Annotated in this window: 25 protein-coding genes; 16 read left to right on the top strand and 9 right to left on the bottom strand. The window is 41.0% G+C overall.

From position 1 onward, the window contains the following. Nucleotides 1–32 precede the first annotated feature (32 nt). Nucleotides 33–1,196 carry an IS4 family transposase gene (locus BQ8005_RS01715; protein WP_075318825.1) on the top strand — a complete coding sequence of 388 codons (1,164 nt, stop codon included), beginning with the start codon at nt 33–35 and terminating at the stop codon, nt 1,194–1,196. 439 nt (nt 1,197–1,635) lie between these two features. Here BQ8005_RS01715 and BQ8005_RS01710 read toward each other — a convergent pair whose 3' ends face one another. Then, nucleotides 1,636–2,088, bottom strand: a complete 453-nt coding sequence (locus BQ8005_RS01710; protein ID WP_022161816.1) for a helix-turn-helix domain-containing protein — start codon at nt 2,086–2,088, stop codon at nt 1,636–1,638. A 146-nt stretch (nt 2,089–2,234) separates the two neighbouring features. Between BQ8005_RS01710 and BQ8005_RS01705 the strand changes: the two genes are divergently transcribed. The 4 genes from BQ8005_RS01705 (at nt 2,235) to BQ8005_RS01690 (ending at nt 6,292) form a co-directional block, all read left to right on the top strand. Then, entirely contained in the window at nt 2,235–2,426 is a 192-nt protein-coding gene (locus tag BQ8005_RS01705; protein WP_022161817.1) for a hypothetical protein, read from the top strand. 20 nt (nt 2,427–2,446) lie between these two features. Then, a complete protein-coding gene (locus tag BQ8005_RS01700) occupies nt 2,447–2,758 on the top strand; it encodes a hypothetical protein (RefSeq protein WP_022161818.1) in 312 nt (103 codons plus the stop codon). Between the two features lie 100 nt (nt 2,759–2,858). After that, nucleotides 2,859–3,062, top strand: a complete 204-nt coding sequence (locus tag BQ8005_RS01695) for a hypothetical protein (protein WP_022161819.1) — start codon at nt 2,859–2,861, stop codon at nt 3,060–3,062. Beyond that, the gene (locus BQ8005_RS01690; protein WP_022161820.1) at nt 3,059–6,292 is read left to right on the top strand and encodes a DNA primase; all 3,234 of its coding nucleotides are present in this window, start codon (nt 3,059–3,061) and stop codon (nt 6,290–6,292) included. Before BQ8005_RS01695 ends, BQ8005_RS01690 begins: the two co-directional genes overlap by 4 nt. Before the next feature lie 62 nt (nt 6,293–6,354). Here BQ8005_RS01690 and BQ8005_RS01685 read toward each other — a convergent pair whose 3' ends face one another. Together BQ8005_RS01685 and BQ8005_RS01680 are read right to left on the bottom strand one after the other, a co-directional pair. Continuing rightward, entirely contained in the window at nt 6,355–7,239 is an 885-nt protein-coding gene (locus BQ8005_RS01685) for a nucleotidyl transferase AbiEii/AbiGii toxin family protein (protein ID WP_022161821.1), read from the bottom strand. Next, nucleotides 7,239–7,820, bottom strand: a complete 582-nt coding sequence (locus BQ8005_RS01680; protein ID WP_022161822.1) for a type IV toxin-antitoxin system AbiEi family antitoxin domain-containing protein — start codon at nt 7,818–7,820, stop codon at nt 7,239–7,241. Before BQ8005_RS01680 ends, BQ8005_RS01685 begins: the two co-directional genes overlap by 1 nt. A 596-nt stretch (nt 7,821–8,416) precedes the next feature. Here BQ8005_RS01680 and BQ8005_RS01675 point away from each other — a divergent pair. Continuing rightward, nucleotides 8,417–8,671: a helix-turn-helix domain-containing protein gene (locus BQ8005_RS01675; protein WP_022161824.1), complete on the top strand. Its 255-nt coding sequence runs from the start codon at nt 8,417–8,419 to the stop codon at nt 8,669–8,671. A gap of 15 nt (nt 8,672–8,686) precedes the next feature. Here BQ8005_RS01675 and BQ8005_RS01670 read toward each other — a convergent pair whose 3' ends face one another. The 6 genes from BQ8005_RS01670 to BQ8005_RS17570 form a co-directional block, all read right to left on the bottom strand. Further along, the gene (locus BQ8005_RS01670) at nt 8,687–9,055 is read right to left on the bottom strand and encodes a hypothetical protein (protein ID WP_022161825.1); all 369 of its coding nucleotides are present in this window, start codon (nt 9,053–9,055) and stop codon (nt 8,687–8,689) included. Between the two features lie 91 nt (nt 9,056–9,146). Further along, on the bottom strand, nt 9,147–9,509 hold the full coding sequence (locus tag BQ8005_RS01665) for a hypothetical protein (protein ID WP_022161826.1): 363 nt from the start codon (nt 9,507–9,509) through the stop codon (nt 9,147–9,149). 56 nt (nt 9,510–9,565) lie between these two features. Continuing rightward, nucleotides 9,566–9,928: a hypothetical protein gene (locus tag BQ8005_RS01660; RefSeq protein WP_022161827.1), complete on the bottom strand. Its 363-nt coding sequence runs from the start codon at nt 9,926–9,928 to the stop codon at nt 9,566–9,568. A 2-nt stretch (nt 9,929–9,930) separates the two neighbouring features. Then, nucleotides 9,931–10,101: a hypothetical protein gene (locus tag BQ8005_RS01655; RefSeq protein WP_022161828.1), complete on the bottom strand. Its 171-nt coding sequence runs from the start codon at nt 10,099–10,101 to the stop codon at nt 9,931–9,933. Nucleotide 10,102: 1 nt separating this feature from the next. Then, nucleotides 10,103–10,423: a hypothetical protein gene (locus BQ8005_RS01650; RefSeq protein WP_022161829.1), complete on the bottom strand. Its 321-nt coding sequence runs from the start codon at nt 10,421–10,423 to the stop codon at nt 10,103–10,105. Nucleotides 10,424–10,434: 11 nt separating this feature from the next. Next, nucleotides 10,435–10,629 carry a hypothetical protein gene (locus tag BQ8005_RS17570; protein ID WP_075316826.1) on the bottom strand — a complete coding sequence of 65 codons (195 nt, stop codon included), beginning with the start codon at nt 10,627–10,629 and terminating at the stop codon, nt 10,435–10,437. Between the two features lie 712 nt (nt 10,630–11,341). Here BQ8005_RS17570 and BQ8005_RS01640 point away from each other — a divergent pair. The 10 genes from BQ8005_RS01640 (at nt 11,342) to BQ8005_RS01595 (ending at nt 20,220) form a co-directional block, all read left to right on the top strand. Continuing rightward, nucleotides 11,342–12,550 carry a site-specific integrase gene (locus tag BQ8005_RS01640; RefSeq protein WP_022161830.1) on the top strand — a complete coding sequence of 403 codons (1,209 nt, stop codon included), beginning with the start codon at nt 11,342–11,344 and terminating at the stop codon, nt 12,548–12,550. A gap of 432 nt (nt 12,551–12,982) precedes the next feature. Continuing rightward, entirely contained in the window at nt 12,983–14,377 is a 1,395-nt protein-coding gene (locus BQ8005_RS01635; RefSeq protein WP_075316825.1) for a hypothetical protein, read from the top strand. A 146-nt stretch (nt 14,378–14,523) separates the two neighbouring features. Next, nucleotides 14,524–15,096 carry a TerD family protein gene (locus BQ8005_RS01630; protein WP_022163522.1) on the top strand — a complete coding sequence of 191 codons (573 nt, stop codon included), beginning with the start codon at nt 14,524–14,526 and terminating at the stop codon, nt 15,094–15,096. 3 nt (nt 15,097–15,099) lie between these two features. After that, nucleotides 15,100–15,768, top strand: a complete 669-nt coding sequence (locus BQ8005_RS01625; protein ID WP_075316823.1) for a TerD family protein — start codon at nt 15,100–15,102, stop codon at nt 15,766–15,768. A gap of 2 nt (nt 15,769–15,770) precedes the next feature. Further along, nucleotides 15,771–16,409 (top strand): stress protein, encoded by a 639-nt coding sequence (locus BQ8005_RS01620; protein ID WP_083610475.1) that lies wholly within the window; start codon nt 15,771–15,773, stop codon nt 16,407–16,409. A 15-nt stretch (nt 16,410–16,424) separates the two neighbouring features. Continuing rightward, nucleotides 16,425–17,147 carry a TerD family protein gene (locus tag BQ8005_RS01615; RefSeq protein ID WP_022163525.1) on the top strand — a complete coding sequence of 241 codons (723 nt, stop codon included), beginning with the start codon at nt 16,425–16,427 and terminating at the stop codon, nt 17,145–17,147. Nucleotides 17,148–17,153: 6 nt separating this feature from the next. Next, complete coding sequence (locus BQ8005_RS01610) at nt 17,154–17,792, top strand: vWA domain-containing protein (protein WP_022163526.1); 639 nt, start codon at nt 17,154–17,156, stop codon at nt 17,790–17,792. A gap of 61 nt (nt 17,793–17,853) precedes the next feature. Continuing rightward, the gene (locus BQ8005_RS01605) at nt 17,854–18,492 is read left to right on the top strand and encodes a vWA domain-containing protein (RefSeq protein ID WP_022163527.1); all 639 of its coding nucleotides are present in this window, start codon (nt 17,854–17,856) and stop codon (nt 18,490–18,492) included. Between the two features lie 13 nt (nt 18,493–18,505). Next, complete coding sequence (locus BQ8005_RS01600; protein ID WP_022163528.1) at nt 18,506–19,159, top strand: AIM24 family protein; 654 nt, start codon at nt 18,506–18,508, stop codon at nt 19,157–19,159. 14 nt (nt 19,160–19,173) lie between these two features. Then, complete coding sequence (locus BQ8005_RS01595) at nt 19,174–20,220, top strand: TerY-C metal binding domain-containing protein (protein WP_022163529.1); 1,047 nt, start codon at nt 19,174–19,176, stop codon at nt 20,218–20,220. The last annotated feature ends 2 nt before the right edge of the window (nt 20,221–20,222 follow it).

Here is a 20,222-nt window from a genome sequence, read left to right as displayed (position 1 = left end):
TGCAACTTTGCAGTCTAATACAAATGGCTGCTATGTTCCAAGACAAATACGTATTCTCTCAATTAACCGCTTTTCTGAACAGGACTCAGTTCAACAACTATGTTCGCAAGTATGATGGCAACCGGTATGTGAAACATTTCACTTGCTGGAATCAGATGCTTGCAATGATGTTTGGGCAACTGAGTAACCGTGAGAGCCTGCGAGACTTAATCGTTGCTTTCGAGGCGCATAGGGGCAAGCAATATCATCTTGGGTTAGGTCGTGAACCGATAGCCAAGACAACTCTTGCCACAGCCAACCAGAACCGCGATTACAGAATCTTCGAAGACTTTGCTTTCTATATGATGAAGGAAGCCTGCGAGAAGCGGACGACCAACATCCTTGACATTTCCGGAAAGAAATATGCGTTTGATTCAACAACGATTCCGTTATGTCTTGCAACATTCCCGTGGGCAAAGTTCCGAAGCAAGAAAGGAGGAGTGAAAGCTCATGTCTTATACGACATTGAAGCACAAGTTCCTGCCTTCTATACTGTAACCACTGCCTCAAAGCATGATTCTACAGCGATGTCTTCAATCCATTATGAACCAAATGCTTATTATATATTCGACAGGGCTTATGATTCTTTTAAAGAGCTCTATAGGATACATCTTACAGACTCTTTCTTTGTTGTCAGGGCCAAGACGAACTTAAAGTATAAGACAGTCAAATGGAAGCGGAGAATGCCAAAGAACATAATGACAGATGCAGAAGTGAAACTGACCGGTTATCTCTCCGGGAAGAAATATCCGGAGTCATTCAGACTCGTCCGATATTACGACGAAGAGGATGACCGTGAGTTCACTTTCTTGACGAATGCAAAACAACTTTCTGCACTGGATGTCGCCAATCTTTATAAGAAAAGATGGTTAATCGAGCTGTTCTTCAAATGGCTCAAGCAGCATCTCAAGATAAAGAAATTCTGGGGCACAACAGAGAACGCTGTTCGCATACAAATCAGTGTGGCTATTATCACGTACTGTCTTGTGGCTATTGTCCAACATGATATGAAGTTGAAACGTTCAACCTATGAAGTTTTGCAAATTCTCAGTATATCATTGACTGACAAAACCCACTTGCGTGACCTGTTCGACAAGACTAATTTCAATGATGTCAAAGATCTAAATGATCCCCTGATTCCGGGGCTTTTTGATTAATTGTTTAACTCGTCCCATTTTAACGGGACACTAATGTTTCGATATGTAAAACAAAAAGGGAATTCACTCTTAAAGCGAATTCCCTTAATTTATTGATGATTATCTATCTAATGTCATCCTTCAATGGCAGCTTGAGCCATACCGATATAGATTTAATATTCTGATACTTATGTATTTAGTGTAAGCCTAAAGTAAGCGAATATTTATCTAATGTTGTTTTGATTATGGGGTATCGGCTTAGAGTTTATATCTTTTACGGCAGCGATCGCCGCAGTAATTTCAACTTGATAATCAGTAATTTACAACTTTATTGTAAACTTCTGTACAACACTACCTTATAAATTATATTTAATTTCCTAATCCCCTTGGAATTGTTTACTGGGTTATTACTTAAATATTACTTTTAACAAAATAGGTAGATTGAATAGTTTTGTTATTGTTACCTCCTTTCTTTTAATAGTTCAATAATAGCGTCCTTGTCCTTCAGATTGGAATCAAGACGTGTAATCTGTGCGTTCAGGCTGTCTATCTGCTCTTTCAGAAGTTTGATGGTCTCCTTTTGGCTTTCTACGACAGCCTGTTCCTTTGTCAATTGTGCAGCAATTTCGGTATCTCCGATATTGTTGTTTGCATTCCCGTCCAGTGTTACCGCCGCAAGGTATGCGGAAATCTGATGCTGCACGGGACAGAAAAGGGAAAAGAAATTGAAGCCCAGTGCCTCACTCACTTTGAAAAGGCGGTTGGTCTCCATCGTCTCCCTTTCGAGAATGCGGTTGATGTGCTGCTGGGGAACACCGATTCTTCGCCCAAGCTCGGATTTACTAAGCCCGAGTTCGTTGCGACGCCTGTCGATGGCCTCTCCCACATGCACGTTTTTTATATCTATTGTCATAAGATTAAATCAATAATTGAACCTTAAATCAAAATTCATCAAACAAATATTTGGCTATATAAACCTTTTTGTGTTATTTTGTGAGCGTTAAAACACTCATTTATTGAGGACAAAGTTAAACATTAAATATTAAACATCCAACAATTATGGCAGAAAACATGGAAAAAATTCGCCCCGCCCTCGTGGCGCTTGAAGTCGGCGACACCGTCACGTTCCCCATTTCACGCTTGAAGAGCGTCCGTACCCAGGCATCCGAACTGGGTGCCATCTACAACCGCCAGTTCAAGACCAGGACTGACAGGGAAAAGCATACGATTACAGTCAAACGTATTTTGTGAAGGATTAAAATCATGCGGATATGAAACTGCTTCAGTTTGTGGATCACCTGATTCCATACGACACCTTCCTGAACGACCTTTCCGCAAGGATTGTCAGAATGCTGAAAACGGACCGTGACGACCCGGAGTTTGTCAGCCAGAGGAAGGCTTATGAAATCTTCGGGCGCAGGAACGTGGAAAGATGGAGACGCCAGGGAAAGGTCGAGGCATACAAGAGGCCCGGCAAGGTAGAGTACAGAACGGCCGACCTCCGCCTCCTGCAACGCACGGTACAGGATTATCTTGATAACGGACATACGGAAAAAGGATGCGGAAAGGAACCGAAAAAGTAAACAATGTTGTGGCTATGTTGAAAAGAAAGCCGGCCCCGGCAATATAGTCACGGAATATTCTTTTCGGGGTGGCACGTATAACCATATAAACGTATCGCAAATGAAAGAGTTGAAACCAACCTGCGACCCCGAAGGAGTCTATTCTGCCAAGCGGACCTGTGCCGAACTGGGCATAAGCCATAAGACGCTCCGAAAGTACCGGGACAACGGCTACATTACGCCGCTTAACCCGAACAACCCGTGCCGGCCGAAATTCTCCGGGCAGTCCATCATCGACTGCTGGAATCTTATGAAGACATTATGATCAGCGAATCCACCATAAGCAAAGTCAGGGAACTTGCCATAGAGGATGTTCTCAAACCTTATGTCAGCCTTTCAAGGAAAGGCTCGACACTGATGGGGCTTTGTCCTTTCCATGCGGAGAAGACCGGATCGTTCGCGGTGTCCCCACACAGGAACCTGTTCCACTGCTTCAGCTGTAACCGTGGCGGTGACGCTATCACTTTCATTATGGAGAAGGAGAATCTTTCCTTCATCGAAGCGGTCAGGTTCATAGCTGAAAATAATAATATTCCGGTAGAATACACAGACGAGGAACGTACACATGAACAGGTTGCAGAGACAAAGCACCGGGAGTCCTTGCTGGCTGCATTGGACTGCGTGCAAAGCTATTTTCTTGAAAAACTGAGAGCCGGAACAAGTGAGGAGTGTTCCAAGGCACGTGAATATGCGTATGGAAGATGGCCGGAGGAGTTCTGTTCCGTGGCAGGCATCGGCTATGCGCCCAAGGACGGTTCCGCATTCATGGAGTATTGCCGACAGAAGTCTCTTGCCGAGGAAAAGCTGTTCGAGCTTGGGATGCTCCGGCGTGGCGAGGACGGCAGCGTGTATGCCATGTTCCGCCAGCGCATCATGATTCCTGTACGGAACAGGTGGGGACGCATCATCGCCTATACGGCTAGGTACATCGGTGACAATCCGAAAGCTCCGAAGTATATCAACTCGGCCACCAGCGTGGTGTATTTCAAAGGTGAGACGATTTTCGGCATTGACAGGGCAAGCCGCCAGCGGGATGCGGACTACTTTATCATCGTGGAAGGTGCGCCGGACGTACTCCGAATGCAGTCCGTGGGGTATGAGAATACGGTGGCCGCTCTCGGTACGGCATGGACGGACGGTCAGTTCGACCAACTGAAAAAGTTCACCTCGTCCCTATGCTTCATACCGGATTCGGATGTGGCAGAGGGTAAACCATACGGTCCAGGGTTCGAGGCGGTCATGACAAACGGAATTGCCGCAATCAGGAAAGGCTTCCATGTGACGGTCAGGGAACTTCCGTTCGCAAAAATAGCAAATGATACGGGTGAAGAAAAATACGGCAAGAACGATGCCGACAGTTTCATTCGTTGTCGGGAGGACTATACCTCACTGGCCGAGAAGCATTTCATCATCTGGCTGGCACAAAAGCGTTTCTTCGTGGCTTCGTCATTGGTGGAGGAACGGAAATGTGTCTCTGAAATAGCCGACCTGCTGCGTTACGTGAAGGACCAGCTGGTGTTTGACCAGTGCGTCGAACAGCTTTCAAAGCTGCACGGCAAGGTAAAGCTGTGGCGTGATGCCGTATCACAGGCACGGGGTGAAGCCCGGAGGAAAAGCAACCGCTCCGATTCCATGAACGAGATGCAGCGTGAGGCGGAACTGCTGCGCCAGTTCGGCCTATTTGTACGTGAGAACTGCTATTATTCCGTCGGCGAGGATGATGACGAGCCGGTCAGAATATCCAACTTTGTCATGGAACCGCTGTTTCATATCGAGGACGAGAACAACGGTACCCGTATTTTCCGTATGAGGAACATGTACAACGTCTGCCGTGTCGTCGAGCTGAAGGAGTCTGAACTGTGTTCACTAAGCAACTTCCAGCAGAAGGTCGGTTCACTAGGCAACTATGTATGGCTGGCCAAGATAGACAGGCTCAATCGTGTCAAGGAATACCTCTATTCAAAGACCGATACGGCAGAGCGTGTCCGGAAACTGGGCTGGAATGCGACAGAGGGTTTCTTTGCCTTTGGCAACGGCATATTCGCCGGCGGCTCGTTCAGGGCTGTCAATGAACTGGGCATCGTCAGGGGTGATAACGGCAAGGCTTTCTATATACCGGCCACATCCAAAATCTACATTCACAACCAGGAAATCTTCCAGTTCGAGCGGCTGATGGTACACGAGAACCGCAACGGGGTAAAGCTGTATGATTATGTGTCAAGGTTGACAGAGGTATTCGGAGAGAACGCGAACGTCGCTTTCTGCTACCTGCTTGCCACCCTGTTCCGTGACATCATATTCAGCCGTACTCGTCATTTCCCCATACTCAACCTGTTTGGCGAGAAGGGAACCGGCAAGACCACGCTCGCCACCTCCCTCCAGTCCTTCTTCCTGCACGGGGTTGATCCGCCCAACCTGGGTGTCACCTCCGTTCCTGCCATGAACGACCGTGTATCGCAGGCGGTCAATACCCTTGTCGTGCTGGACGAATACAAGAACGACCTTGACATCCGCAAGATAGCCTATCTGAAAGGACTGTGGGGAGGCGGCGGACAGACCAAGAAGAATACGGGCACGGACGGGATGGCGGCACAGACCATCGTCACTACCGGCGTGGTGCTTTGCGGTCAGGACAAGCCCACGCAGGACATGGCACTTTATACCCGTGTCATCTTCCTTACCTTCTCGAAAACCTCTTTCAGCCAGGCGGAGAAGAAACATTATGAAGACCTGGTGGCTCTCTGTAATTTGGGGCTGACGCATCTCACGCTGGAAATACTGAACCATCGGGAGCTGTTCGAGAAGAATTTTCCGGAAATCTATTCCATCACGAAGCGTGAATTGGCCACGAAGTTAGAGAACGAGACCATCCATGACCGTATTTTCGGCAACTGGGTCATTCCGCTGGCCGCTTTCCGCACGTTAGAAACAGTGATAGACGTTCCATTTACCTATACGGAACTGTTTGATACGGCCATAAAAGGCATACGTGTTCAGAACGAGCTGGCCCAGGAGAGTTCGGAGATTGCCGACTTCTGGAACATGCTTCAGGGATTCCAGACATCAGGGAAGTGCATTGACCGGGTTCACTACCGTATCCGTTACATGAAATCGTTCCGACCTCTTTCTGTCAGGGAAGACATCGAGTTCAACGAGGCCCGTCCTATCCTCTACCTGAACATGGCGGCCATAGCCTCCCTGTTCAACAGCCGGAACATGAACGCTACGGCCAACCGATCGAACTGGTCCACCATCCTGTCGTATCTGAAATCACATCCGTCGTATCTCGGTCTGAAACAGGATAGGTTTACGATTCTGTCTCCAAGTGGTCTGCCGGAATATTCCATTGAGATTGTCAATGGCGAGCAGGTCAGGAAGGTCAAGGTGAACCGTCCGAAAGCATTGTGTTTTGACTACCAGCAATTAAAGGATACGTTCGGACTTGAACTTGAAACGGAAGTTGTATCTGATAATACAGAATTAGAAGGATATTGAATGTGACATTAAAGCCAAGTGTTTTCATCTGATTTCGGATTAAACACTTGGCATTAAATAGATTATTCTAATCTGTCTTTCTGGAAATAGGTTTCCATTAAACTTTTCAGATTGTTCTCTATAACTGACATGACTTCTTCAAAAGGAATATTGACTTTCCATTTGATTTTTTTCAAAAACAACTGCCAGCGTTTAATTCGCTCAGGATCTGTTTTGAAATCGTCAGTAAACAGTTTCAAATTGGGATTATATTCCAATTTTCTGTTTTCGAAAGTTGCATTGATTGCTTCTTGTAATGTAGTCTTATCTATATCCTTTGTTGTAAGAATCTGATAGCAATCAAAGAAATCCTTCATTCTACTATTCAGTACATCACGATCTATCATTGTATGGAATTTCTCAGCTACTACGGTTTCTATCGAATATGCCTGAATATTAATGGATGGATTATCAGGTAGAAGTAATGGAAAATCCACAGTTTCAGGACATGGCGTAACCACATCTCCAAAACCGATGTCAATAGACATATTGTGTTCAATAGTATCCAAATATCCGGTAAAATAAAAGCGGGTCCCGGGATATTCTTTTTCCACTGTAATAGGTTCTGCTCTGATACTATCCACATTAAATACAACACCATCTTTCTCACAAGGAATACTTAGAATTTCTTTGAATACAGATTCCAAATGTTTCCTGTCACGACTTATTCTTTTTGCCATAAAGTCAACATCCACGGTAGGTCGGGCATCCAATCCATCCATTGCATACAAAAGCGAACCACCTTTCAATAGAAAGTTGTCCTTAAACTGACTTACTGAAACACGATACAGCAGCCGTTCGTTAAAATACCGTGCTAATAAATACATATATTCATGGCCGGAAGTTTTTTTCAAGTTCAGGAGCTTTTCTCTGACGGACTTCCCGTAATTGGTTATTTTTCTTTTCATTATTCTAATGTTATTTCAATGAAATAGTTAAGTGTTTTATATACTCTCAATTTCTTAGCGTAATCATATAAGCGACTAAGATTTCTGTCATTCCGTTTCAGATATGTTCTTACGACTTCTGCACATATATCCATACCAATTTTATTTCGATACTTGATGGCATCGCAAACACTTCTTTCTAAGTCTGTCATTCGTATTGTGTGACCGGAAACATTTTGTTCAATAACACCAATATCAAAATACTCATCCTTCCAATAATAAAGTTGTATAGGAATACTATCTGGAAGAACAATTTTTCTTTTACTTCTTATGGCTATACAAAATGCGGGGGGGACAGTTGTTGAAAGCTGGTAATAAGACCAGGCATTATATAGGCATACAACACCGCCAGGTATTATTCGCTCTATATCTACCATCGTGCTGAAAAGAGCTGTTGGCTCAGCATAAACCCCTTGGCGTACCCGTATAAGTTCGCCTCTTTCTACAGCTCGAAGTACTCGTTTATATTCAGAGCGATTAGAAAGATCTTTTACGGACAGAACCCCACCTTTGTTTGCCAACATATCTGTTATATTTTCCATATCTTGGTATTTTCTATTGCAAAGTTATTGAATTTATCCGAATAATGGGTATTTATCTACGGATAATATAAATATTTTCCGTAATTAAATCCCCTATACTAGAATCTAATCTTATCTAAGACTTCCTATAACTTTCAAAAAAATATCTGCACATATTTTCATGTTGACAGCGTTGACAAAGCATAATACATTTAGTACCAAATAGTTTATATTGAAAATCAGCGTTGACAAACGTTGACAAAGGTAGCCACTTTCAGAAAAACCCAAGATATTTGGAGCCAAAGGTTGACAAATCACGATATACTATTTATTTCTTCTTTTAATAAAGAAAAAGATAATATATTGTATGATAGTAGCTTATGGCAAACCTTATAAGATACGTTTGACGTTGGCTCCCTTGTCAACGCTGTCAACCTCTAAATATATGCCCTTCTTGTTTTCTTGTAACGCATACATTTCTCAATGTAGTCTTAAACATTACAGCGTTTGATAACACATATTTCTTGAAAATCCCATTAAATAGCTGATATTCCAATATCTAACGTATTGATATATATGTATTCCGATTTTATCTTTATGGCAAAGCGAAGTTGGATATGGATTTACACAAGTTGTTTTTGGAAGTTCTTCCCGGTCGGATATACTCCGTCAGTGAAGCCGCACGTTATTTGGGTGTTCACAGGTGTACTGTCTATGCCTATATCAGTCATCCCGAAAGGCCTTTGCCTTTTGTGAAAATGCAGGACAAGACGAAACTTATGTTTCGTGGAGCGGACTTGATAGCCTATAAAGCAGCCGGTCTCCCGAAGAAAGGCCGCAGACGGAAAGACGGCAGGGTCGGATGCCACTGACGCTTTCCGTTCCGGTCAATTTAGCCAATGATGCGTAAACGGACTTTTACCTGTTGCCTTTGACAAGTCGCAGGCAAGAAGCCATACCTTTGTACGTATGTCCTCCATGTCCGCAACGGCTTGCAGGTAGCGTGCCGGGGATGTCGCTCCGGACTTTATCATCCACTCCCACGCACACACTTCGGGGTTGATGGCATCCACGAAGGACATTATTTCCGATATAAGATTTTCCATCTTGCCATTCTTCATTTCAGCGGTAAAACAGAACGCTACACCGCCAAGTGTTTTCCGCTTAAAATTGAAGCATCGAATGCCGTTTTCCATTCTCGTTGATACATTCCAGCCGTTTATGGCTGCAATGTGAATAATTTGGTCGTCTGTCATGTCAGTATGAGTCAGTTGTTATGAAACAAACATAAGCCGGTCCGCCATATTCCCTTTGAAACATGGCAGGCTGCTTAATATAGTCTTAGTCCTATGCTATTTCTCTGATTGCGTCAAGAAGGTCCTCCACCATTTTCTCTGCCGCTTCCATGTCTTCAAGTACATCTCTCATACGGTAAGGTGCTCCGTTTTTTCCGTGTCCCCTGTTGTCAAGCCACAGATACGTTTCCTCGTCCACGTCGAAGTCATCGTAATAGTTCTCCATGTCCGTTATCAGACTGTCAAGGTCTTTGCCTTTCATTGTAGCCGTAAAGGAAAAGTTCTGCCCTGCCGGAGTGAATTTTGAAAACTCGAAGATGACTATCCCATTCTTCTGTCCGGCATCCGCACTTACATTCCAGCCGTTCGTTTCACCGCATCGGACAACTGTATCTATTCTGTCTTTTTTGCGCATATCGTTTTTGTTTTATGTCAGCCGTAGTGTCAAGCCACGGCTGACGGTTTATAAACTCAATCTTCAAATCTCGCAAGGAAACGTTGCAGACGGTGGTCATTCAGCCTGCAAAGCGGTGCAGGCTGGAAGTTCATTTGCTGCCGTACCTGCAATTTGCCAAGGCCTTGTGCCGTAAGGTCAAGCTCCACTTCCGACAGCTCGTTCAGTGAAATGTAGCCGTACTCGTCCTCCATAAGTCCGACAACTATACCGAAAAGAATGGTGTCATTACCTTCTGTCTCTCCTTCAAGAATGAACCAGCGGACAGAACCGAGGGCAAAAACCGCACGGCAAACAGCGTCCTTTCCCTTGCCGTCTTGGGAATAAAGGGGATAGCCTTTCAAGGCTTCCTCCAACATGGGTGTCATAAGCCTGCACATAATCAGTCAAATTTAATTTCGTCCTCGTAAACGTCTATTTCCGCTCCGCTGCTGAACTGCACGGTAAAGCCTTTTGCGGTTTTGGCGATGATTGTACCACGATGATAGCCACGCCACGGTGCTATCAGCTCACATTGCTGTCCGTATTCCGGAAAATCTGTATCGTCCCACATATCAGTAAGTTTTAGTGTTTGAAAATTCGGGGTCATAAATAAGTTCTCTTTCAATCAGATATTGGTACGCTTCCGAAGCGAGCCGTGAAGCCCACTCGTTGCGTTCGTCATAAAAGCCATTTTGGTAATTGTGCGCCAACTGCCGCATGAAGCCGATGAATACCTTGAACATCTGCTGCTGGAGGTAGCGGTGCGCTCTGGTCAGTTCCCTGCCGGTCTTGTCGGCGGAACACATCCGTCCGTTCACGAAGTTTGCAAACTCTTGGGCGAAAGCCTCGTCCTGCCCGGAGACTGTCGCTCCTGAAAATTCCTGATAGTCCATATTGTTACAATTTAAATGGTTGCCTGATAATAAATCCAAGGTTCGGGTGACACGTTGTAGATATAATCGCCACACCGCACCAGTAAACACCTGCTCCCATAATAGAGCCTCTTCATGCCTCGGACACTTCCTGTCCTGTGAAAGTTGGGAAAGCGGTCTATGCCAACTCTTCGTCCTTGCTCGATAGTCATTTTTCTTACTCGCATAATCCTTTAAGTTTGGAGGTTTCAATTCTTTTCCCTCTTGTGAAGCTCCTTTGAGCCTCGTGGTCGGGAAAACCGTTTTTCGTGCAGGCCGGACTGCGGACGTAAAGGGAGATAAGGCAAGTGTGAGATCAGAGAGCGCGGACGGAATACCCAAATTTTGGAGGAACGGGAAAATTTGCGGAAGGCTGCCGTCAAGCCCTCCGACCGAAAGCGCCAGCGACACTTGACGTTCTCCCTGTCCGCAGTAGCTTTGCACGTAAAAAACGGCTCCCGACTACGAGACTCAAATGGTTGTCAAGCCACATTCGTCTTACATTTTTCGGAGAACAGATTATCACCTTGCAGGCAAGTATCCATATATATGAAGAATATTCTGAAACGCCGTTGCCGTTGTGAGAGCCTGTAAAATGGAGCAAAGCGTAGTCTTGCAGGCTCTCTCTATGGCAACGGACTGGAAACTTCCATCAATCGTAGTAACCTGTCAGCTGGAACTTACTTGGTGTCATAGACACGGAGTAAGTCAGCAAACGAATTTTCATAGTATCACAAAATCTCATAACCTCTCACATAATCCAATGTTTAATGTATTGCAAGCAATTTTCATAAGCCATACCTTTAGGACAAAATACTGATTTATAGTGATATATGTATAGTCAGATGCCAGCTGACCTAATATTCTATATATTATATAGCAACTCAATCGAATAGAAGTATGGCAACAATTAAAATCAAATTTCGTGCATCCTCTTCCACAGAGAATGAGGGTACCTTATTTTATCGAGTAACACATAATCGGATAGTACGACAAATTAGTTCAGGGTATAAAGTCTTTCCGCAAGAATGGAACGCTGAAAAAGAATGCCTCGTTTTACCAGTAGAATCAGATTCTATACGACGAAACTATTTGGTTTCGCTGAAGGAAACTTTATTAGATGATACCAAACAACTGAAAAGTATTATCAACCGACTAGAACGGAGTGGCGAGGTGTATACGGCAGATAAAATTGTATATCTATTTTTACATCCGATAATAGGACATGGTTTTATCGCTTTTGCTCGTCAAGAAATTGAAAATCTTAAAAAGATAGGAAAAAAAAGTAAAGTAAAGAGTTATACTACTACATTGAAAAGTTTCTCCCGATTCCGTAATGACAAGGAATTATTACCAGAAGAAGTGAACTCTGATATAATAGAAGCATATGAAACGTATCTGGAATCCGTAAAAGTATGTCCAAACACTATCTCGTTCTATATGCGTAATTTACGAGCAATCTACAACCGTGCCGTAGCCAAAGAACTAACCGTTCAAAGATTTCCATTCAAACAAGTCTATACAGGTATCGACAAAACAGTGAAACGTGCAGTATCGATAGAGGTTATTCGGCAAATAAGAGATTTAGATCTAACCTTGCATCCTTCGATGGAATATGCGAGAGATATGTTTCTTTTTTCATTTTACACTCGTGGTATGTCCTTTGTAGATATGGCATTTCTGTTGAAAAAAGACTTACAAAATGGAGTTTTAACTTATCGTCGCCATAAGACCAACCAGTTATTGTTCATTAAATGGGAAAAACAAATGCAAGAAATCATTGACAAATACGACACTTCTAACACTAATTACTTGCTACCTATTATCAGAAATAAAGACCAAAATGATCGAAAACAATATGAAAATGAATGTCATCGAATTAACCGGAATCTAAAGAAGATTGGCAAACTCATAAATCTTTCTATACCACTTACTACCTACGTAGCCCGTCACGGATGGGCAAGCATTGCGCAAAAAGAAGAGATTCCTATTGCAACCATAAGCAAAGCAATGGGACATGATTCGGAAAAAACAACACGTATTTATCTTGATTCTCTTGATACATCTATTGTGGATAAGGCAAATAGTACTATTCTTAATTTATTGTAAGCTTAATTTGTTGAGCAAATTTGCTCTTCTCTTTTTAAGAGAAGTACACCGAGTACAAAGTTATGGAAATATAATGAGAATACTTTATAATTGAGACGAAAATATGCTATTTCTTAGAAAAACAAGTATATCAAACAAAAAATATTCAGCACTTTGTTGAGTAAAAGAGTATTCTAAATTATTTATATATTTAATAATCAGTGGATTTTATTACAATGTCCGTCTCTTAAAAAGAGAAGTACACTCAAGATGGTTAAAAACAACTTTTTCCATCTTTTCCCCAATAATAGGAAAGTATTATTATGGGAATAATATAAGAAATTAAAAAAGAAAATGCTTGAATATCAAAGTCTGACATGTAAAAGCGGCAGCTCTATTATTTAAGTCTTATCGAAATTTCTTTTACATCTTGGGTTAATAAACAAAAAAGATATGAGGCAGATAGAAAGAGCAAGTGTTGTAAGAATCGTCTCTGATTTAATAAAAGCAGATGGCATAATAGATATAAGGGAAATAGATTTTTTTGATGCCCTTAAAGAGAAATATGGCATTATAGAAGAGGATGAAATATTTGCTGAATCATGTACTTTGTCCCAATCTTTAAGTGTTATAGCCAATTTTGATGAAAAAGATAGACATTCTTTAATGAACGACTTTTGGAAGACTACCATGTCTGACGATTTTTGTACAAAAGAAGAAGCCTTATTACTACTTGCCTTACGCCTAAATCTCATTGTTAAAATACCTAATGAAGTTACTGTTCTTTCTGTTGAATCCTCTACATTAAATTTCGAGAAATCGCAGATTTTATATTTGGAAAGCGAATATAATAGTGTAACGAATAATCAAATGAAGCTATTGTATCGGGAATTATGTACGGAAGTGAGATTGGCTGGCTTTGAATTGGTATATCTACCCAAACTCTCAGAACACTATAATAGTATTTTGGAAGCCGATTTACTTCGGATTGCAAAGTTCCTTTATCCAAAAGTGAGTAATGAACGTATATATACTATTGTAAAACAGGTGCAAAATTTATCTACCGCATCTTTTTGCTGTGATCATTTGGCAACTAAATTATCTATTAAAGAACTTCGTGTTATCAATCCGTCATTTCTTATTAAAATAGGGGAATCGATTGTTAACGATAAAAATATCTCTAATTTTCTATTAGTAGAGATAGTGGATAATCCATTATTTACGATAAGAATGATCTTGGATTTATTTGCCGAGAGTTATCATAACCTACGTTTGAATTATATACAAGAGGACAAAGGAAGATTCGTTTTTACAGGTTATTATAAACTGATTTTTGATATCCTAATGCTAAGGAAAAGTGTAAGAAGTAGTGTTGTGGTAGATCCTATGCGAGAACGAATATATTTTCCTGAAGCGGATGTTATGTTAGAGAAAGTACATAGACGTGAGAAAGCTCTATATGCTTTATTTCTAATGGAGTCTGCCAGTGGAGGAATTAATTTCAATCAGCCGCAATCTCCCAAACAAATGGAGCGATATGAGAAACGCATGAAAGCAATTATACATAAGTATCAATTAATTTATAGAATGTTCGGAGGAGATGAAGATAAAGCCCCTAATATTGGAGTTCCAGAAATTCGGCTTCCTATGATAAGTTTATTGAAACGGCAACTCTCAAAATTAGATAATGTGCTGTACCATGTAGATGACTATATGATACAACGGAATATATATGGTAATTATGCCGTGAATATATCTTCTTCATTATGCCTTTGTTGTGGGGCTGAGAAAAACGATATCAAACTCTTCACTGAATCGGAAGATTGGATAAAGATAGCGGCATTATAGGTAGTGGTTAAATAGGGTTCAAAGGTTGCAACCATAGTTCTTGTATTTCGAGTGATAACAGTTGTAACATTTCTGAAACCAAGAATATAAGAGAAGTCATTTATAATTTTGCATCAAAAGAAATTCAAAATTAAAACAACAGTATTATGATTAATCTTGAAAAAGGACAAAGAATCAGCATGGACAAAGGTCTTACGCTGGTGGGCGTTGGTCTCGGATGGGATCCCAATAAAGGAACAGGCTATGATTTTGATTTGGATGCTTCGGCATTTATGCTTGGTAGTGATGGGCAAGTTCCAGCACAAGAATATTTTGTGTTCTATGGTAATCAAAAATCACCCGATGGTTCTGTAGAATCGAGTGGTGATGATTTAACTGGAGGAAACAGCGATGGTGGTGATGACGAGACATTAAATGTTGATTTAACCAAAGTTAGCTCAAATATACAAGAAATTATATTTACTGCAACTATTTATAAGGCAGAAGAACGTAGGCAAAACTTTGGACAAGTACGCAACTCGTATATTCGCATATATGATGCTAAAACAAATATGGAAATCGCTCGTTATGACCTAGATGAGGATTTTTCAATTGAAACAGCTGTAGAATTTGGGCGTTTATACCGTCGTGGTACTGAATGGAAATTTGAGGCTATGGGGACAGGTAATAAAGGAGGAATGCAATCACTCGTTCATAAATATGCGAGTAAATACGAATAACCCATGGCTATCAATCTTGTAAAAGGACAACGGGTAGAAATAGACAACAGCTTATCCCACTTGAAAGTAGAAATGGGCTGGAAAGTCAATCCCAATGCCAATCCGCCTTATGATTTGGACGCTTCTACATTTTTGTTAGGTAATAGCGGACAAATTGAACATGAGTACAATTTTGTATTTTACGGTTCTTCAAACAAAGTTCCTGCTTTGGATAATGAAGAAAAACAAATATATGACGGGAATGGTAATCCTGTCTATCGCCCATGCTCAGTAGATAAAAGTGTGCTTGGTTCTATTGACGATCTTGGTGATGATGAAGACGATACAGGTGAAGGAAGCGAAGAAATTGATGTTGACTTGACTAAAACATCTTCAGCTGTAAAAGAAATACTCTTCACTGTAAGTATCTATTGGAATCCTAATAACCTCAATGACCCACGTCGCAAATATAATTTTGGTCAAGTTCGTGATGCTTTTATCCAGATTAAAAATGCACTAACTGGAGAAATAATTTGCCGTTATGATCTAGATGAAGATTTTTCTACAGACAAAGGCGTTGAGTTCGGCCGATTGTATCGTCGTGGAACTGAATGGAAATTCCAAGCTGTTGGGGATGCTCATACGGATGGACTTGAACCTATTTGTAAGAAATATGCTTCTAAATTTATGTAGACATGGCTATCATTCTTGAAAAAGGTGGGGATACACATCGTATCAATTTGGAAAAACGCGCAGGTAAACCTCTGATTGGTGAAATTGTCGTCAATCTTGATTGGAATAAAGGCGGTTTTTTCAAAGGCCTATTGGGTAAAGCTGTAGATCTTGACCTTGGCTGCTTTTATGAATTGTGTAATAGACAAAAAAGTTTAATAGACGGTTTGCAATTCTCACATGGTCGTGGTGGCGACCGCCATCATGTTACCCGTCAGGGTTGCTACGATAATGCGCCTTATATATGGCATCAAGGGGATGACAGAGGTGGTGGTTCTTCATCCGGTGAAACAATATTAATTAATTCTGCCGGTGTAAATAACATCAAGCGTATCATTGTCTATACTTTTATATATGAGGGTGTTGCAAAATGGTCTGAAACAAATGCTGTAGTCAAGGTTAAAGTTCCAGGTTATGAAGATATTGTCGTAGAAATGGGACAGCAATTCAGTAACAAAAAGTTTTGTGCAATAGCAGAACTCAACTTTGGAGGTGATAATTCCATAACCGTGAAGAAACTCGTTACATTTCATGATGGTCATCGTGACTGTGATATGCAGTATGGATGGGGGTTCAATTATTCACCGGGTAGTAAAGATTAATAAAATAAAAAAATTATGGCAATAAAACTTGAAAAAGGACAACGTATCAATCTTGAAAAAGAATCTGGTGCAAAACTCACAAATTTTTGTGTGGGATGTAATTGGGGAGCAATAGAAGTCTCTAAAATGAAAGAAATTGTCGTAAATGAGGGCTTCTTAGGATTTGGACGAAAAACAGAAATGCGTCCTGTAAAAGAAGAAATAGATGTAGATATTGACTTGAGTTGTATCATGCTTGATACTAATGGGAAACTTGTTGATACATTATATTCTCCATTATACAAAAAAGAGTTCTTCACTTCTGCTGGCTTGCCTATAGGAAAAGATTGGTCAACTGATAAAGCTATGTATCATACTCCTGATGATACAGAAGGAGACAAAGGTGGAGATGATGGATTAGACAATGAAATAATAACTGTTGATTTAACAAAAGTAAATCCTCAAATTGACCAAATCTTTTTCTTTCTAAACATTTATTCACCTAAAAACATTGATTTTCAGAAAATTCCTTATGTGGCTATTCGCATGTATGAAGGAACTCCAGAAAAAGTAACATCAGTTTTTGCTCAGTATGATGTTGCAAAGAATGCTCAGTTCACAGAAACCGATGCTCTTATAATGGGAAAACTTTATCGAAGAAGCAATAATTGGAAGTTTGCTGCAATAGGTGATGCATATAGAGATAATAATGATCTTCGTAAAACAATCAAACGAATCATAGAAAACTATTCAAAATAACGAACAATGAGAAGATTACCTGTTTATCTGTTGCTCGATACATCGGGTTCGATGTACGGAGAGCCTATTGAAGCTGTAAAGAATGGCGTTCAGACTTTGATCTCTACGCTTCGAAGCGATCCTTACGCATTGGAAACTGCTTATATCAGTATCATAACATTCAATTCTTCGGCTCAACAAGTAACACCGCTGACAGAATTGGCTGCATTCCAGCAACCTAATATTGATGCGAGTGGTTGTACTGCTTTAGGAGGCGCATTAGATCTTTTAGCCAAGAAAATTGATAGTGAGATTACCAAGACAACCGCAGAAGTGAAAGGTGACTGGCGGCCTTTGGTTTTTATTATGACTGACGGTGTGCCTACCGATGATATGTCGAAAGGACTTGCTGAATTTAAGAAACGCAAATGTGGTATGGTTGTGGCTTGTGCAGCTGGACAAGGAGCAAGTACAGATACCTTAAAGCAAATCACAGAAAATGTGGTTCAACTGGATACTGCGGACAGTGCCACAATCAAAGCATTTTTTAAGTGGGTATCTGCCAGCATCAGTACAAGTAGTAAATCTGTTGAGGAAACGGCGGCAGAAGCTACTACAATGAGTGAACTTCCACCTCCCCCTCCAGAAGTAAACATTGTTGTATAATGGACATTGACCCGAAAGACATTGATAAGTCAAATGCCTTTCGGGTATAAAAACTAAAATCATGAGTAGAAGATTACCAGTATATATTCTTATAGATACAAGTGGTTCCATGAGGGGTGAACCTATTGAGAGCGTCAAGGTCGGACTTTCAGACATGATTGCGTCATTAAGATTGGATCCCTATGCATTGGAAACAGTTTGTGTTAGTATTATTACGTTTGACAGTAAGGTTGAGCAAATTCTTCCTTTGACAGAATTGGAAAATCTCCAGCTACCTGATATTCATGTGCCAGACTCAGGTGCTACATTTCTGGGAGCAGCATTGAATTTGATGTGCCAACGTTATGATGAAGAAGTCAATATGGGATCACGTGAGCAGAAAGGAGATTGGATGCCTATAATGTTTGTTCTGACAGATGGGAAGCCTGCAGATTTAATGGCATATGATGAAGCTATACAGAAAGTGAAACGCCATCAGTTTACTAATATCGTAGCTTGTGCAGCTGGCCCGAAAGCAAAGACAGAACCTTTGAAAAAGCTTACCGACAATGTATTTACGCTTGATACAATGGATAGTAATACATTCAAGAAGTTTTTTCAATGGGTAACTATCAATGTACAACAAGGAGGGCGAACAATGGGTGTGACGGATCAGGTTGAATTACCGCCTCCACCAGCAGAAGTCAACTTGGTAATTTAATAGAAACAATGATATGAATTGCAAATTTGTTGGATATGAATTTAAGACACTTGAAGTCTCATTGGCTCCAAGAGAGGAATTTTATGCAGAACGTGGCAGTATAGTTTATGTAGAGGAATCATTGCAGCGCGAAGTTGAATTTACAAATGGTGGTACCGGTTTAGGAACTATTATTGGTGGAGTGGTTAAATCAGCTTTGTCTGGCGAGTCCATATTGATTATCCGTTTTTCTAATCCAACGAATACGGAGAAGAAACTTGTGTTGTCAGGTTCTTCTTGTGCTTTACTTCCTGTTAAATTACAAGGAGAAAATCTTATATGTCGTCGAGGACATTATGTTGCTTCAACTGGTCGGGTATCCTTGAACCTCAATCTGAATCTCCAAGGTCTACTTGGAGGTATTGGACTATTTCAAAAAATTGAAGGTAATGCAACCGTCTTTCTCAATTCGTTGGGAAATCCCATTGAAAAGCAGTTAAGGAATGGTGAAACTATAGAAGTGGATGAAAATCACATCATTGCCTTACACGGATTTTCTTCTTCACAGATACAGGCAGGATGGTCTGTCGGTAATGTTTTGCGAGGAGAAGGATTAAGTCTTATGAAAATAACAGGACCTGGGAAAATCTATCTCAGTCCTTTACCTATAATTATCAATCGAAATTAAATTAGTATAAAACAATGAGAAGATTACCCGTATATTTCCTTGTTGACGTTTCAGAATCAATGGTTGGTGCCCCTATCCAACAAGTTCAGGATGGCATGAGAATGATTGTACAGGAATTGCGTACAGATCCCTATGCTCTTGAAACTGCGTTTATATCTATTATTGCTTTTGCAGGAAAGGCAAAATGTATTTCACCGTTGACAGAGTTATATAAGTTTTATCCACCTATATTTCCTATAGGTGGTGGCACGTCTCTCGGTGTTGCTCTGAATTTCTTGATGGATGATATGGATAAGAATTTAGTTAAAACCACAACGGAGCAAAAAGGGGATTGGAAGCCGATAGTTTTTCTTTTTACTGACGGTACACCAACTGATAATCCATCTTCTGCTTTTGCTCGCTGGAACAATTCATATCGCAGAAAGGCAAATATTGTAGCCATATCCATTGGAGACAATGTAAATACTCAACTTTTAGGACAAATATCTGACAATGTACTTCGGCTAAATAAGACAGATGATATATCATTCAAAGCGTTCTTTAAGTGGGTGACGGCTTCCATTAAGGCTACCAGTGTATCAGTGACCGATGTAGGAGATGATGATGTAAAATTGGCTTCTACCAATGGTATTAATTTGGAAAAAGTTGATACAACCAAGCCCTGCATGGTGGATGAAAATTATGTAGTATTGCTTGGTAAATGTTCCAATACCAAGAGACTTTATTTGGTTAAATATGCAAAGCATCTTGCTAATATAGAAGGGCTTGAAACTCTGAATATAAAAACAACAGACTTCAAACTCGTGGGAGCCTATCCTATTGATGAAGAAAATTACAATGATTTGAGTGATGGAAAATCGAACCGTAATATCAATACGATGTCATTGCGGGGTGTGCCGACTTGTCCCTGTTGTGGAAATCAGCTCGGAGTAGTAGTTTGTGAATGTGGTAACATTATGTGTTCGGGCGGTCAAACGACAGCTTGTCCTTGGTGTGGTATGGAAGGAACTTTAGGTGAAATTGCTGAAGGAGGAATAGACATTACAAGAGGAAGGGGGTAAAA

It is taken from the genome of Bacteroides togonis, from assembly GCF_900130135.1.
Classification (GTDB): Bacteria; Bacteroidota; Bacteroidia; order Bacteroidales; family Bacteroidaceae; genus Bacteroides; species Bacteroides pullorum.
Note: the sequence above shows the minus strand (reverse complement) of the source record. Positions and strands in the feature narration are given on the sequence as shown.